Here is a 13,733-nt window from a genome sequence, read left to right on the forward strand (position 1 = left end):
TGAGCGCGGAAGCGTTGTTCCAGGGGCGCGGTCAGCAGCTGTGGGACGTGGTGATCCGCCAGTCCGAGAGCGGCACGGTACTCGCGAGGGGCCAACTCAGGCTGCAGAACGTTCCGCGGCCGGATCCGGCTCGGCACAGCTGACCCCACCCGGGGCCCGGCGGCGCCCCGGACTCACGTCGCGTCGGCACGCTCCAGCGCCGCCACGACATTCCGCGCCAGTCGACGCAGCTCGAGGAGGTCCTCCGCCGGCAGGTCCAGCTTCTCCAACAGGGAGCACTGGATGCGGCCCGCCTCGTCGCGGAGGGCGTGCCCGGCGTCGGTCAGCACGACGGTCACACTCCGGGCGTCCCCGCCCGCCCGGTGACGCGACACCAGTCCGGCGGCCTCCATCCGCGAGATCAGCGGGGAGAGGGTGCCGGAGTCCAGGAGCATCCGGTCGCCCAGCTGTCGGATCGTCAGACCGTCCTCCTCCCACAGGGCGAGCATCACCAGATACTGGGGATAGGTGAGCCCGGCCGAGGCCAGGGCCTCCCGATAGGCCGCTGTCGACGCCCTGGAAGCGGCGTAGAGGGCAAAGCAGACCTGCTGGTCGAGGCGGAGATCGGCGTTCATCTCCCCATTGTCCCGCAGAATTCGATTGCGCACAATTGAGTTGTGCGCAATACTTCTGTCATGGAGCACACCCCAGGTACGCGACCGGCCGGACGCACCGGCACCCGGATGACACGACGCCCGGGCCGGGCCGGCGAGGTGATCCGTCACCTGGGACGCTGGACCCTCGGCGCCGCACTGCTGGGCGCCGGCGTGGGACACCTGACCACCATGCGGCAGGAGTTCCAGGCCCAGGTGCCCACCTGGGTGCCCCTGGACCCGGACTTCGTGGTGCTGGCCTCCGGTGTCGTCGAGATAGGACTGGGCGCCGCCCTCATCCTGGCGCCGACGAGATTCCGGCCCGCCGTGGGGTGGGTCACCGCCGGCTTCTTCGTCGCGATCTTCCCCGGCAACATCTCGCAGTACGTCACCGGCACGGCCGCCTTCGGACTGGACACCGACCGCGCCCGCCTCATCCGACTGTTCTTCCAGCCCCTTCTGGTGGCGTGGGCACTGTGGTCCACCGGGGCGTGGAGAGCGTGGCGCGGCCGACGCGGCTGACCACCGGCACCGACACGCTCAGTGCGGCCCGGGTGAGCCGGGTCTTCCGGGCGTCACGGCGGGCCGGGGGAGAAGAACCGCCAGATCTCGCCGGGCGCGTCGTACCGGGCCCCACCGTCGCGGCCCCACCTGCCGGACAGGGTGGGGAAGGAGTGGCCGACCCGGTCCACCATCACCAGCCGCACGGGATCCGGGCCTTCCCAGGTGATCGTCTCGGCGTCGCCCTCACGACTAACCGACGGGGACGACCCGTCGACCGCGACCCCGTTGTGTCGGGCGAACCACTCCGCGCCGTCCACGGCGGACAGCACCTCGCCCCGCGACTGCGCGGCGAGGCCCGATCCCACGCGGACCTCACCACCGTCGATCGGGTTGATCGGGTCCTGACGCCCTTGGACAAACATGATCGGAACCGGCTCGCCATCGACCCCACAGCCCAGGTTCTCCCGGGTCGGGGGATTGGCGGCCACCGCCGCGACCCCGTCGACGAGGTCCGGCGCCTCGAGGGCGAGTCGCATGGCCATGTGTCCGCCGGAGGAGAAGCCCACCGCGTAGACCGGGCCGGTCGTCCCGAGCGACCCGGCGGCCTGCCGGAAGAGCCCCACGTCGTCGAGGTCGTCCTCCTTGGCGGGCCAGTCGCCCTCCCTCCGGCACTCGTTCCAGTTGTTCTCGTGGCCGTCGACGTAGACGATCGCGAAGCCCTCGTCGTCGGCCAGGCGCTCCAGGTCAGGACCTATCCCGTTGCGGATCCCCGAGCCGGTGTCCCCGGTCCCGTGGATGACGAGCAGTACGGGCGCCGAGGGGTCCTCCGCCGCCGGGGGGCGGTAGACGGTCCAGTTCCGGGTGAGGTCGTCCAGCACTGTCGAGTGGCTGGTCAGATCCCGCGACTCATCCGTCGGGATCGACGCGGGCGGGGAGCGATCCCCGGACTGTCCTGCACACGCGCCCATCGCGATCGTGAGCACGAGGCACGCCACGGCCCGGAGGGGTCGGGGGAACGTCGACTCCGTCATGCCCCGAGTCTGGCGCATCTCGCGCTCACCCGCCCAGGCGGACGGCCTCTGAGTACACTCACAATCCATGCACATCGATGAGTATCGTCGCCACGACGCCCTGGGCCTGGCCGACTCGGTCAGGTCGGGAGAGGTGACCGCGGGCGAGTTGCTCGAGGTCGCGTTACAGCAGGCGGACGCCGTCAATCCGCACCTCAACGCCATCGTCCAGCGGATGGACGACCGGGCCCGGGAACGGGTGGCGGGGCCGCTCGACGGCCCCTTCGCCGGCGTTCCCTTCCTCATCAAGGACCTCGGTCAGGACTACCGCGGGGTGCCGACCAGCGGAGGCTCGCGGCCCCTGTCCCGTATCCCGGCGGCCGAGCATTCGACAGTGGTACAGCGCTGGCTCGACTCGGGTCTCGTCATCTTCGGCAAGACCAACACCCCGGAGTTCGGCGCGAAGGGCATCACCGAACCGGACCTCTTCGGTCCCGCCCGCAACCCGTGGGATGCGAGCAGGACGCCCGGAGGTTCCTCGGGAGGGTCAGCCGCGGCGGTCGCGGCCGGTGTCGTCCCCGTGGCGGGGGCCAGCGACGGCGGCGGTTCGATCCGCATCCCGGCCGCCTGCTGCGGGCTGGTCGGACTCAAACCGGGCCGCGGCCTGGTCCCCATGGGGCCGTCGCTCGGGGAGGCGATGCACGGTGCGGCGACGAACGGCGTGATCTCGCGCTCCGTCCGCGACTCCGCGGCGATGCTGGACGTGTTGGCGGGAGGGGAGCCGAGCGGACCCTACGTTCCCGGGGTGCCCACCGAGAGCTTCCTCTCCCAGGTCGGTCAGGATCCGGGACGGCTGCGGATCGGTGTGTGCACCGCATCCTCGATCAACTCCGAGCCCCACCCGGAGGCCTTGGCGTCGGTGGAGGCGGCCGCACGGACGCTGTCCGACCTCGGTCATGACGTGGAGTTGCTCACCGAGCAACCGGTCGACGACCTGGCGTTGGCCCGCGACTTCCTCGCCACCTGGTTCGTGGTCCTGGCGTGGCAGGTCGACGACGCCAAGCGGCGCACGGGGTGCCGGGACGGTGACTTCGAGCTCGACACGCAGATCATGGCGGCCCTCGGACGAGCGCACAGCAGTGTCGAGTACGTCGACACGGTGATGCGTCGACACGAGCACGTGCGGCGGTTGTCGGCCTTCTTCGACGGCTACGACCTCCTGGTCACGCCCACGCTGGCCGACCTGCCGCCGCGTATCGGCGCGCTGGACACCCCTCGACTGGCACACCGTGCGGCGACCGGGCTACTCAAGACCCGGACAGCCGGCCTGCTGCGACGCTCGGGGCTCGTGGAATCGATGATCGACAACAACCTCAACTGGATCCCGTACACCCAGCTGGCCAATCTCACCGGCCGACCGGCGCTCTCGCTGCCTCTGCACCGGACACCGGAGGGCGTGCCCATGGGGGTGCAGTTCATCTCACAGCTCGGGGGTGAATCCATGCTCCTGCGCCTCGCCGGTCAGCTTGAGCAGGCGGTGCCGTGGGATCACCGGCGGCCGCCCGTACCCGCCGGCGCGGGGCGACCTCGATAGCTCGGGGAACGTCACCCGGCAACACCGGGGAGTGCCCCTGGAAACGTCACTGTGACGTTGTGAGCGCAGCCAGCCAGCCGCCCCGGTGTCGCCCCGAAGAGCCGGCGATTAACCCGTCAGGTCGGGTTCCACCCGTCTGACTGGTTCCGCCCGCCAGAGTCCACGCCCGGCGGTACCGGGTGACACCTCGGGGCCAGGCCGCCCACAGGGCGTCACCCCACGACGGAGTCGGCCGTCGCGAACGACATGGGCGGAGACAGCGTCGATATGGTGGCGACCTCAGCCGATGAGCGGGGCGACCCGGAACAGCCCGACAGAAGCACGCGGCGCCGGGCCCGACAACCGGGCGGCACGATCGACAGCATCGCTGCAGGGCCCACTGCTATCAGCCTTATGGTTAAGTGCCGATAATCTACATTATGTAAAGTCAAAACCCCGACCTGCTGCGTGAGGATCTCTGCAGCCCATCGGTCAGATGCTCACGGCCTCGTGCTCACATCACGCCCCCACCGGCGCCGACCCGTCTCAGTGAGCTCGTTCGACCGCGATCCGTTCGATCCGCGGCAACGCGAGAGCCAGCACCGGTAGGTATCCCGCCGCCCAGACCGGGGCCCCGAAGCTGACGACACACCCGCCCGGCACTCCGATGACCTCGTGCCGGGTCGCATTCACACCGGCCACCCTCCACGCCCACAGTCGCCGATCCACGAAGTCGGTGATCTCGAACGGCAGGGACAGGCCCGCCACGGTCGTGACCGTCCCCCGCGCACCGGCCGTCAAGCTGGAGTCGCCGTCGACCCGGGCATCCGAGACGGTGGGCCCCCATCGCGGCCAACACTTCACATCGGTGATGACCGTCCACACGGTGTCCGGGTCCACGTTCATCCGCAGTTCGGTCGTCCACATACCGCGCCGAAGCGTCGTGCGGACTCTGATCATCGAACTCAGCCACGTGGCGGATGCGAGGTGTGTCATCGTCCCGCTCGGCCCCTCAGCTCCCGGCCCTGTCCGCCAACTTCTCGCGGTGGGCCGCTCCACCCCGGCGACAGCGGACTCCCCTGTTCGCGGACGCGACGGATCATCATCCCATGGTGGCAGAGCACCGCGCAGGCGCAACCGTCGACGGTGGTCACCACCACACCCCAGCGGAACCCGCCGAGTCAGCTGGTCCGGTCCAGGATGAGCCGAACCGCTTCCCGGGGCGCGTCCCATTGCGGGAAGTGGCCGCACCGATCGAACCAGTGCAGTGTGGCGTCGGGGAACGCGCGCGCGGCTCGGTGAGCCTGGGCCGGAAGCGTCACCAGATCGCGGCGACCCCAACCGATGGTGACCCGTCCCGGGACCGAGCCCGCGGGGGCGCCCTGCTGCTTCGGGCCCTTCGTCAGCGCGTCCATCGCCGCGCCCGTCGCAGGCGCGTCGGCCAGTCCCGCCACGTCGGGCAGCACGGTCCGCGCCGGCAGGGCCCAGGGGCGCACGGAGAGCTGCGCCAGCAGCGCGGTCCGACTCACCGGATTACCCAGCAGAACCGGAAGCGCTCCGCGCAGTGCGCTGACCAGGGCGATCGACGGTCGCAGGGTGGCGCTGAAGATCGCCAGCTCACGATCGCTCCAGAATCCACCGGGGTCCAACGCCACGGTGTCACCACCGACGCCGCGCCGGGCCAGCTCGAGCACGATCCGCCCACCCATCGACTGCCCGGCCGTGGAGACCCCGTGCAGACCCGACTCGTCGATGAACCGGGCGACCGCGTCGGTCAACGTCGCTATGGAGACCTCACCGTCGAGCGGAGGGGACTCGCCGAACCCAGGCAGGTCGACCGCGATGATCTCCCGGCTCGCGGCCAGGTCGTCGATGATGGGCTCCCACGATCGCCACCCCGCGCCGAGGCCGTGTACGAGAAGTAGTGGACTGCCCTGACCGCGTCGAACATGATGCAACGTCATCAGTCAAGCCTACGGAGTGCGCGGCGGACAGGTCGCGGGCAACGTGCCACGATCGGGGCCCGGTGCCCGGGTCCGAGGTGGCAGACCGGCGACGACGGATGGGACGATCGAGAGATGCGCACCCCGGACGGCATCGACCGCGATCGTGACGAGGACGGCCGCGCGCGCAACGCGCGTCCCCGCGACGAACTCGGCCGACCTCTGCCACCGGGGAGCGTCGGAGTCGAGCGCATTCCCGACGACCTGGACCTGCCCCCCGACGAATCGCTGGCGTGGGCGCAGGACCTGCTGGACCGCGGCCTCGCCTTCCACGCGCACGAGGTGCTGGAAGGCGCGTGGAAGAGCTCCCCCGCCGACGAGCGGGAGCTCTGGCAGGGCCTCGCCCAGCTGGCAGTGGGCATCACCCACATCCAGCGTGGCAACACCACGGGGGCCCTGGCGCTACTCGAGCGTGCGGCCGACCGTATCGGTGGCCGGGACGGCCCGGCACCCCACGGGATCGATGCCGCCGGATTGGTCACCCATGCCAGCGACCTCATCACCGAACTCCGCCGAGGGACAGTCCCCGCTCCCCCTCGACTGAGACCGCATCTGAAGCACGGGCCACGTCCGCGCTAGGGCCTCGTCACCGTTCGGGACGGCCTTTCAGCCGCGCGCGGCCCGCTGGTGATCCGCGGAGTACGCGGCGAGGACCTCTCGGACTCCGGCGTCCCCCTCCCGGCCGGTGAATTGTCTGAGTGGCACCGCGAGGCGGTCCAGCGACGCCGACAAGGTACGAGCCCCGACACGCGCCTCCACGGTGTCGACCTCCGCGACGGCATCACACAGCTCCAGCGCGTAGTGCACCTGGCGGGACAACGCCTGGTAGGGATTGGCCTCCTGGAAATAGTAGGTCTCCGAATGCTGTGTCAGATCCACGGTCACGACGTTGATCTCCGTGGCGAGGCCCTCCGTCACCCGCGAGATGGTGTCCGGGGAGAGGTCTCGAACCGCCGCGGCGAAGTCTGCTTCCGCCAATCCGTGGAGCCGCAGGGCCAGTGCGCTACGACGCGAGAGCGGCGGATAGATCTGCATGAACCAGGTGAGGGACGCGGTCAGCAGCGCGAACCCCGTCAGTGCCTCCACCGGGGCCAGAACGCGGATGAGAGGTTCCGTGGCCACCACGTCCCCGAACCCCAGGGTGGCCAGGGTCACGAGGGACACGTAGAGCGCCTCGGCGGCGACCGGGTATCGACCGGGGTCGATTCCGGAGGAGTAGTCGAATCCGTCCGGGACGTGCGGGAGGTAGACCAGCGCCCACCCCACTGCCTGCAGCAACACCCAGACCAGGACAGTGACCACCATCCCCGCGGGGCCCACGATCGAGCCCAGACGGTGCCCGAACCGCCGGGAGACCGCCCACAGTGCGGAGAACACCACCTTGCTGAGTGCCGCCTCGCTGCGTGAGTGCATCAGCGCGCGAAACACGTCCATCAGGCCGAGAGCGATGATCCCGGCGCCGACCACGGTGTGAACGGGCGGCGGCGGGCCGCAGTCATGGGTGGCACAGGGTGGCCCCACCCGGCGGACGTCGAGGGTCGTCCTCACGCCGCCTCGGCACCGCGCGCCGTGCTCGGATGCTATCCCTTCGCCTGGCGGGCAGCGTCTCGGGTGCATGGGCGGCCCGAGCCGACGGGCCGGACGCCACCGGGTGTGGCCGTGCGCGGGATCCGCGCCACACGCTTCCGTCTCCACGGGTCCGGGGCCCGGTGATGCGCGTAGCGTCAGGGGCACGCACCCGTCAAGGCTGGGAGATCGACCCATGACCACTGTCAACGACACCGCCGATCGCATACTCGCCCGAGCTGCGGACGCCCCGCACGGCCGACACGCCGAGATCATCGTCCACGAAGGACCTCTCCGCCAGTCGCTGTTGGCCCTGACGGCGGGCACCGAACTCGAGGAGCACAACTCTCCCCCGGCAGCGAGCCTCTACCTGCTCCGGGGGGCGGTGCGGGTGACCGGCGAGACCACGGTCGACATCGGCGCCGGCGAACTCCACGCCCTCACCCACCACCGGCACGCCGTCACGGCCCTGGAGGACTCGGTCTTCCTCCTCACCACCGTCACCGGCATCGAGGGAACGGGCAGCCACACCGATCCGCCCTCTGCCTGAGCCGATCCCGACCGCGGTGTCCCGGAGACGGTGTCCCGACGCGGGAGCTCTGTCGCCGAACCCCCGGCGCCGAACCCCTGACGCCGTACCCCTGGCGCAGTGCCGGCGAGTGACGGACACTGACGAGATGCGCACGCGCCACGTCAGCACGGTGATCCACCGCTCCCCGGCGGATGTCTACGACCTCGCCTCCGACCACACGAAGCTCGCCACCTGGGCGTCTGGGCTGGCCACCGCGCAGGCCTCCGTGGACGGCGACACCCTGGTCGTCGACTCCCCCATGGGGAGGGTGAGCGTCCGATTCGTCCCCAGGAACGACTTCGGGGTCCTGGACCACGAGGTCACCCTGCCCGACGGCGCGACGGTCCACAATCCGCTCCGGGTCCTGCCCCATCCGGACGGCGCGGAGGTGGTCATGACCGTCCGTCAGCTCTCCGACGACGACGACGAGTTCGAGCAGGACGCCGCCACCGTGGCAGCCGACCTGGATCGGCTCAAGGGCCTCCTCGAGGGGGAACGTATTCCGGTCCCCCCGTCTTCTGCGCGTCCCGCCGCGCAGGTGGACATCCGCGTGGCGGGTCCGGCGGACGCGACCTCACTCGGGCGCCTGCTCCACGACTTCAACACCGAGTTCGACTGCGCCACCCCCAGCGCGGCAGAGGCGGCGACACGGTTCGAGCGACTCCTCGAGCGCGAGGACGTCCTCGCCGTCGTCGCCGGACTCCCCCGGGGCCGCGGGGCCGGGACCGATGTCGGCTTCGCCTTTCTCACCCTTCGCCCGACCCCGTACTGGGACGGTCCCCTGGCCCAGCTCGAGGACCTCTACGTTCGTCCGGACCTCAGGGCCGCCGGCATCGGAACCGGGGTCCTGCACCGGTCGGTGTCCGAGGCCCGACGGCGCGGCTGCGAGGAGATACTCATCAACGTGGACTCGGACGATCTCGGCGCCCGGCGGTTCTACGAACGTCACGGCTTCTCCGACCACGACCCGGACACCGGCTCCGGGATGCGGTGCTACCTGCGACAGCTCTGACCCCTGAGGGTTCACGCCGCGTCAGCCGACGGTTCCGGACTCCTCGGGAAGGATGTGGCGCAGGATGTCCGAGATCGTGATCACGCCGACGAACCGGTCGTGATCCATGACCGCGGCGAGTTGCTCGCTCCGCTCCCGCGACACCGCGAGCGCCTCGTACACCGGCGTCCGGGTGTCGAGCAGCATCACCGGCCTGGCCAGGTCCCGCGCCGGGTGGCCCTCCTGCTCCATCAGCGTGTCGCGCACATGCACCACCGCCGGAGTGGAATCCCCTTCGAGGAGGAGGATGCGCATGTGTCCCGTCCGAGCCGCGGCCTCCTGGACCTGCGCCACGGTGGCCTCCGCGGCCACCGCGGTGGGTGCCCTGTCGGTGTCGACGAGTGACCCCACCGTCAGCTGATCGAGGCCGAGCGCTCCGGTCAGCGGGGAACTGAACGTCTCGTCCAGGGCGCCGACCGACGCCGAATGCTCGACGAGTTGCCGGATCGTGGCGGCATCCTGACCTCCCACCGCGGCCCTCTCGACCGGGGTGACACCGCTGGCGGAGACCAGTCGGTTGGCGACCTCGTTCACCCACCGCAGGAGCGGCCGGAAGACCCAGATGAAGCCCCGGGAGGGAATCCCGATGAACTTGGCGGAGAACTCCGGATGCGCGATGGCCCACGACTTGGGGGCCATCTCCCCCACCACCAGGTGGAGGAACGTCACGAACAGCAGTGACAGCGCGAACGCGGCGCCCCCGGCCACCTGTACCGGCGCGCCCAGGGAGGCGAGGACAGGCCCGAGCCAGGCGTCGACGGCCGGCTTGGTGACCGCGCCCAGCGCGAAGGTGCAGGCGGTGATCCCCAACTGGGCACCCGCGAGCATGACGGTCAGCTCGTTGATCCCCCGCAGGGCGGCCCGCGCCGAGGCGCTCCTCTCCGCGTCCTTTTCGAGCCGGTGCTGACGAGCCCCGAGAAGCGCGAACTCGATCACCACGAAGAAGGCGCTCAGGACGATCAACGCCACGGTGATCGCGGCGACGACGAGCGGATTGTCCATCACCGCTCCTCCCCCCGTCCCGGCTCGAGCCCGTGTCCCGTCGCGGGGTGTCCGTCGTCCCCGGGACGCCCCGGGTGCTCCTCCTGGGAGTCCACCAACCGGACCAGCAGTTCGCCGGGGACCAGCCGGGGCACCTTGAGGACCTCGATCTCCAGGGCTAACTGAAGCGGTGTCTCGGCGATCAGTTCCCGGGGCTCGATCGGCAGTTCGACCCGCACGGTCTGACCCACTTCCGGGAGTTCGCCGTGCGCGGAGATGGTCAACCCCGCCATGGTCTCGTAATCTCCGTGCGGAAGCTCATGACCGAGCGATCTCTCGGCCTCGTCGACGTGGACGTCACCGTCCATCCGCCAGATCCCCTCGTCCACGCCCGCGAAGCCCCCGTACTCGTCGACCACCGCCGCGAGCTGCGTCTTCGACCGGGTCAGCGTCGACAGCGCATGGGGCAGGGACATCAACGAGGGCAGGACCACCGGTGGGCGCATGATCTCCGAGACCGGGGTGTCGACCTTCGCTCCCACGCGGAGGAGGTCGGCCAACTGAACGACCCCCAGCGGCTCCAGAGTCTCCGAGACCACCGGATACCTCGTGTGTCCCGAGGCCATCAACGTCCGGACCTCTCCGACGGTGTCATCCGGGCCCACCACGCTGGTCTGGGGACGCGGGATCATCGCGTGCTCGACGGTGCGATCCGGGAAGTCCAGGATCCGGTCGATGAGGACGGACAGGTTCTCGGGCAGATCGCCGCTCTCCCGGGCGTCCGCCACGATTCGCTCGAGATCCTCGGCGGTGGCCGTGGAGTCCAGATCGTGGACGGGTGTGACCCCGACCACCCTGAGCAGCAGGTTCGCCGCCCGGTCGAACACCACGATGAGCCAGCCGAACACGGTCAGGTAGAGGGTGGTGGACCGCGCCAGACCGCGGGCCAGGGGCTCCGGGCTCGCGATCGCCAGGTTCTTGGGATACAACTCGCCGAAGATCATCTGCACGACGGTCGCGGCCACCAACGCCAGGACGGTGCCCACCGTGACGCTCACCGCCGCGGGGACTCCGACCCCGCCCAGGAGGGTCCCCAGCGATTCGCCGACCAGCGGTTCGGCCACGTACCCGACCAGCAGGCCGGTGACCGTGATGCCCAACTGGGCACCCGACAGCATGAAGGACGTCCGTTGCGTGACCCTCAGTGCCCGCTGGGCGGCGACGTCTCCCGCCTCGGACAGTGCCTTGAGCCTGTTCCTGTCCACGGACATGTAGGCGAATTCCTGTGCCACGAAGTAGCCGTTCGCGGCGATGATGGCCAGGATCGCGAGGATCCCCAGCAACAACATCAGAAGGGTCAGGACCACGGGGCCACCTCCCCCCTCGGGAGACGCCGTGTCGGCACTCGAGCGCCGTGGACCTGAGAAGAACGAGGAGGGCGACTAGGTCCCGGGTCGTCGTCCGACCCGGTCCTTTCAGAGGGGGTACCCATCAGGGCCTCTCACACACTCCGTTTCGTGTGTCGATGTGGATGACTCCCCGAGTATGACGCAGTCCGCCCCCCGGGACCACGACTCCCCGGCCGCGGTCACCGTCCCGGGGTGACGGGGCGGACGGTGAGGGTCTGCGCGAGGGTACCGATCGGGCCCGACTCGTCGTGCAGGGTGCTCGAGGTGAGCCCGAGCCCGCCCGGACCGAAGCTCACCCGGGTGTCGAACCCGACCCACTCCCCTCGTGGCTCGCGGAAGAGGTGGGCGGTGAGGTCGATGTTGGGGAACTGCACGTCCTCGGGAGCCGCGCGGACCGCCATTCCGTTGGCGATGTCGAACAGTGCTGCCGACCGGGCCAGCCCGCCCACCGACTCGCCTGCGACCAGCGGGACGTCGGTGCGCACCCAGTAGCGAGCCCTCCCCGGCCCGACCGAGTCCCGGCGGACCTCCGCGGACGCCAGGTACCCGCCCTGCCAGACCGAGGTGGGGTCCCACTGCGGCATGTCGGTCGGTCCCGGGATCGGGTCGAGGCCGACGGCCTCGAGCTCCGTGGTGTCTCTCGGTTGCTGCAGCCAGGCGCGCAGGCGCACTCCCACGCGATCCGCGAGTCCGTACGTGGCCTCCACGAGCTCGATGGTGCGCCCCGGTCTGACCACCTGCACGTCCACCGCGACCGGGTCCATGGGCACGGTGCCGAGGATCTCGTGGGTCAGGCGCGAGATCACCATGGGATCGTCCCGCCGACGTCGTAGATCACCCTCCACCTCGTGCACGAGCAACCCGAACGACGGGCCGATGTGCTGCACCGCCGGATCCCAGGCCCCGGTGGTGTGTGAGGTCGGGTCGAACCATCGGTCACCGAGTCGCTCGAAGTACGCCACGCATGCCCCCCATCGAGTGAACTGTCACTAACTGACTACCACGTGATGAGGGGACCGACCGTGAATCGGCACCCACCATCACCCGCGTGCGGTTGACTCTGATCCGGAAGCACGAGCCCGACCCTGCGCCCAGGAGTGACAGATGACCGCCGAGCAGTACGACACCTTCGACACCCCTGTCGACGACAGGTACCTCGACGACTATCAGGAAGGACGCACGTACCGCTTCGGTGAGGAGTCGGTGGACGCCGAGGAGATCATGGAGTTCGCCCGCAGGTATGACCCGCAGAGCATCCACACTGATCCTGAGGCGGCCGCTCACGGCCCGTTCGGAGGACTGATCGCGAGCGGCTGGCAGACCGCGGCGCTCATGATGCGCCTGTTCGCCGACAACTACCTCACCGCTGTCGCGAGCCTGGCGTCCCCCGGGATCGACGAGCTCCGCTGGGTCCGGCCGCTGCGACCCGGCGACCGTCTCACCCTGATCTGCGAGACGACCGGTGTCCGCCCCTCCAGGAGCAAGCCTGACCGCGGGGTGCTCACCACGGATGTGACGCTGGTCAACCAGGACGACGAACCGGTCCTCACCGCCACGGCGCTCAATATGGTCGCCCGCCGCTGAGCCGTCTCAGAGCCTGGGCGTGAGGTGGAAGAGAGGCAGGTGCCTGGTCGTGCGGGTGGCGTAGATCTCGTAGTTCGGCCACACCTTCACGGCGGCGTCCCAGGCCGACGCCCGCTCGTCCTCGGCCACCTCCCGCACGTCCACGGTGAGCCTGGCGCCGTAGACCGACACGTCGACCTCGCCCTCCCCCGCCGCGCGGAGGTTGTGCACCCACGCAGGAGCCTTCTCTCCCCCCCAGTTGGAGCCGACGACCACCAGGCCGTTGCGCCACGATGCGAACAGCAGCGGGGTGTCGCGCGGCTCACCGGACTTCCTGCCCGGGACGTGCAACGTGAGCGTGGGCAGCCCCGCCACCCGGAGCAGCGGGACGCGGCCACCGGAGATCCTGTTCATCCACTTGTCGACCGTCACCACGAGGTGGGAGTTCTCCCGCGTCGCGTCCTGACGTCCGAACCAGATCGCGATCGGGGTGAGAAAGTTGCTCATGAACGAACCCTAGGACGTGGGCGGACCATCACGGTGGGTCAGGGTGCTTTTCGCCGTGGCGACCACCTGGACGGACTCGAGCCACCCCCTGCGCAGCCCGGCCTCGAGCGCCGCGAGATGGAACGCCCACATGCGCCGGTACACGGCGTCGAACCCCAGTGCCGCCGCGTCCCGCCCCCGGAGGGCGAACGTCTCGGACCACAACCTCACCGTCTCGGCGTGGTGCGACGTCGCCTCGATCCGCCCCAGCAGACGCAGCCGCGGAGAGCGGTCGACGGCCGAGACCAGTTCCGACCAGGGCACCACGGGGCCCGCCTCGGAGACGTACCTCGAGCCCCACGCGGCGAGTTCGACGACCGCCGG

General features: G+C 70.1%; 15 protein-coding genes and 2 pseudogenes. 7 read left to right on the plus strand and 10 right to left on the minus strand.

What is annotated here, in order from left to right:
- Positions 1-143 (plus strand): annotated as a pseudogene (locus G6020_RS16930) (PaaI family thioesterase); the annotation flags it as partial.
- A 30-nt stretch (positions 144-173) separates the two neighbouring features.
- Here the strand turns inward: G6020_RS16930 and G6020_RS05795 are convergent.
- Positions 174-614, minus strand: coding sequence for a MarR family winged helix-turn-helix transcriptional regulator (locus G6020_RS05795; protein ID WP_182609963.1), 441 nt, complete (start codon positions 612-614; stop codon positions 174-176).
- Between the two features lie 108 nt (positions 615-722).
- On the opposite strand from G6020_RS05795, the gene G6020_RS05800 reads away from it, so the two are divergent.
- Entirely contained in the window at positions 723-1,154 is a 432-nt protein-coding gene (locus tag G6020_RS05800; protein WP_179526230.1) for a DoxX family membrane protein, read from the plus strand.
- A 53-nt stretch (positions 1,155-1,207) separates the two neighbouring features.
- On the opposite strand, the gene G6020_RS05805 is transcribed toward G6020_RS05800, so the two are convergent.
- Positions 1,208-2,167, minus strand: coding sequence for an alpha/beta hydrolase-fold protein (locus G6020_RS05805; RefSeq protein ID WP_182609964.1), 960 nt, complete (start codon positions 2,165-2,167; stop codon positions 1,208-1,210).
- 67 nt (positions 2,168-2,234) lie between these two features.
- Here G6020_RS05805 and G6020_RS05810 point away from each other — a divergent pair, with 67 nt between their 5' ends.
- Positions 2,235-3,740 (plus strand): amidase, encoded by a 1,506-nt coding sequence (locus G6020_RS05810; protein ID WP_182609965.1) that lies wholly within the window; start codon positions 2,235-2,237, stop codon positions 3,738-3,740.
- Between the two features lie 525 nt (positions 3,741-4,265).
- Here G6020_RS05810 and G6020_RS05815 read toward each other — a convergent pair.
- Both G6020_RS05815 and G6020_RS05820 read right to left on the minus strand, forming a co-directional pair.
- Entirely contained in the window at positions 4,266-4,646 is a 381-nt protein-coding gene (locus tag G6020_RS05815) for an SRPBCC family protein (protein ID WP_182609974.1), read from the minus strand.
- Positions 4,647-4,900: 254 nt separating this feature from the next.
- Positions 4,901-5,683, minus strand: coding sequence for an alpha/beta fold hydrolase (locus G6020_RS05820; RefSeq protein WP_182609966.1), 783 nt, complete (start codon positions 5,681-5,683; stop codon positions 4,901-4,903).
- 114 nt (positions 5,684-5,797) lie between these two features.
- Here G6020_RS05820 and G6020_RS05825 point away from each other — a divergent pair, with 114 nt between their 5' ends.
- The gene (locus tag G6020_RS05825) at positions 5,798-6,301 is read left to right on the plus strand and encodes a DUF309 domain-containing protein (protein ID WP_017837743.1); all 504 of its coding nucleotides are present in this window, start codon (positions 5,798-5,800) and stop codon (positions 6,299-6,301) included.
- A 27-nt stretch (positions 6,302-6,328) separates the two neighbouring features.
- On the opposite strand, the gene G6020_RS05830 is transcribed toward G6020_RS05825, so the two are convergent.
- On the minus strand, positions 6,329-7,156 hold the full coding sequence (locus tag G6020_RS05830; protein WP_042329997.1) for a potassium channel family protein: 828 nt from the start codon (positions 7,154-7,156) through the stop codon (positions 6,329-6,331).
- 328 nt (positions 7,157-7,484) lie between these two features.
- On the opposite strand from G6020_RS05830, the gene G6020_RS05835 reads away from it, so the two are divergent.
- Positions 7,485-7,838, plus strand: a complete 354-nt coding sequence (locus G6020_RS05835; RefSeq protein ID WP_017837741.1) for a hypothetical protein — start codon at positions 7,485-7,487, stop codon at positions 7,836-7,838.
- A gap of 127 nt (positions 7,839-7,965) precedes the next feature.
- The gene (locus G6020_RS17510; RefSeq protein WP_182609968.1) at positions 7,966-8,871 is read left to right on the plus strand and encodes a GNAT family N-acetyltransferase; all 906 of its coding nucleotides are present in this window, start codon (positions 7,966-7,968) and stop codon (positions 8,869-8,871) included.
- 21 nt (positions 8,872-8,892) lie between these two features.
- On the opposite strand, the gene G6020_RS05845 is transcribed toward G6020_RS17510, so the two are convergent.
- From G6020_RS05845 to G6020_RS05855, 3 genes are all read right to left on the minus strand, one after another.
- On the minus strand, positions 8,893-9,912 hold the full coding sequence (locus G6020_RS05845; protein ID WP_182609969.1) for a CNNM domain-containing protein: 1,020 nt from the start codon (positions 9,910-9,912) through the stop codon (positions 8,893-8,895).
- Positions 9,912-11,258, minus strand: a complete 1,347-nt coding sequence (locus tag G6020_RS05850) for a CNNM domain-containing protein (RefSeq protein WP_182609970.1) — start codon at positions 11,256-11,258, stop codon at positions 9,912-9,914. Before G6020_RS05850 ends, G6020_RS05845 begins: the two co-directional genes overlap by 1 nt.
- Positions 11,259-11,479: 221 nt before the next feature.
- Entirely contained in the window at positions 11,480-12,262 is a 783-nt protein-coding gene (locus G6020_RS05855; RefSeq protein ID WP_182609971.1) for an acyl-CoA thioesterase domain-containing protein, read from the minus strand.
- Positions 12,263-12,404: 142 nt separating this feature from the next.
- Between G6020_RS05855 and G6020_RS05860 the strand changes: the two genes are divergently transcribed.
- A complete protein-coding gene (locus G6020_RS05860) occupies positions 12,405-12,884 on the plus strand; it encodes a MaoC family dehydratase (RefSeq protein ID WP_179525234.1) in 480 nt (159 codons plus the stop codon).
- Positions 12,885-12,890: 6 nt separating this feature from the next.
- On the opposite strand, the gene G6020_RS05865 is transcribed toward G6020_RS05860, so the two are convergent.
- Both G6020_RS05865 and G6020_RS05870 read right to left on the minus strand, forming a co-directional pair.
- Positions 12,891-13,370: a nitroreductase family deazaflavin-dependent oxidoreductase gene (locus tag G6020_RS05865; RefSeq protein ID WP_182609972.1), complete on the minus strand. Its 480-nt coding sequence runs from the start codon at positions 13,368-13,370 to the stop codon at positions 12,891-12,893.
- Positions 13,371-13,379: 9 nt separating this feature from the next.
- A pseudogene (locus G6020_RS05870) lies at positions 13,380-13,733 on the minus strand (class I SAM-dependent methyltransferase); the annotation flags it as partial.

Source organism: Dietzia sp. B19 (assembly GCF_014145155.1).
GTDB classification, from domain to species: domain Bacteria; phylum Actinomycetota; class Actinomycetes; order Mycobacteriales; family Mycobacteriaceae; genus Dietzia; species Dietzia natronolimnaea.

Bases quoted from the DNA above. Each gene is read 5' to 3' on its own strand.
- G6020_RS05795 (WP_182609963.1), bottom strand. From the start codon at position 614: ATGAACGCCGATCTCCGCCTCGACCAGCAGGTCTGCTTTGCCCTCTAC.
- G6020_RS05815 (WP_182609974.1), bottom strand. From the start codon at position 4,646: ATGTGGACGACCGAACTGCGGATGAACGTGGACCCGGACACCGTGTGG.
- G6020_RS05865 (WP_182609972.1), bottom strand. From the start codon at position 13,370: ATGAGCAACTTTCTCACCCCGATCGCGATCTGGTTCGGACGTCAGGAC.
- G6020_RS05810 (WP_182609965.1), top strand. From the start codon at position 2,235: ATGCACATCGATGAGTATCGTCGCCACGACGCCCTGGGCCTGGCCGAC.
- G6020_RS05845 (WP_182609969.1), bottom strand. From the start codon at position 9,912: ATGGACAATCCGCTCGTCGTCGCCGCGATCACCGTGGCGTTGATCGTC.
- G6020_RS05820 (WP_182609966.1), bottom strand. From the start codon at position 5,683: ATGACGTTGCATCATGTTCGACGCGGTCAGGGCAGTCCACTACTTCTC.
- G6020_RS05805 (WP_182609964.1), bottom strand. From the start codon at position 2,167: ATGACGGAGTCGACGTTCCCCCGACCCCTCCGGGCCGTGGCGTGCCTC.
- G6020_RS05800 (WP_179526230.1), top strand. From the start codon at position 723: ATGACACGACGCCCGGGCCGGGCCGGCGAGGTGATCCGTCACCTGGGA.
- G6020_RS05835 (WP_017837741.1), top strand. From the start codon at position 7,485: ATGACCACTGTCAACGACACCGCCGATCGCATACTCGCCCGAGCTGCG.
- G6020_RS05825 (WP_017837743.1), top strand. From the start codon at position 5,798: ATGCGCACCCCGGACGGCATCGACCGCGATCGTGACGAGGACGGCCGC.
- G6020_RS05830 (WP_042329997.1), bottom strand. From the start codon at position 7,156: ATGGACGTGTTTCGCGCGCTGATGCACTCACGCAGCGAGGCGGCACTC.
- G6020_RS05860 (WP_179525234.1), top strand. From the start codon at position 12,405: ATGACCGCCGAGCAGTACGACACCTTCGACACCCCTGTCGACGACAGG.
- G6020_RS17510 (WP_182609968.1), top strand. From the start codon at position 7,966: ATGCGCACGCGCCACGTCAGCACGGTGATCCACCGCTCCCCGGCGGAT.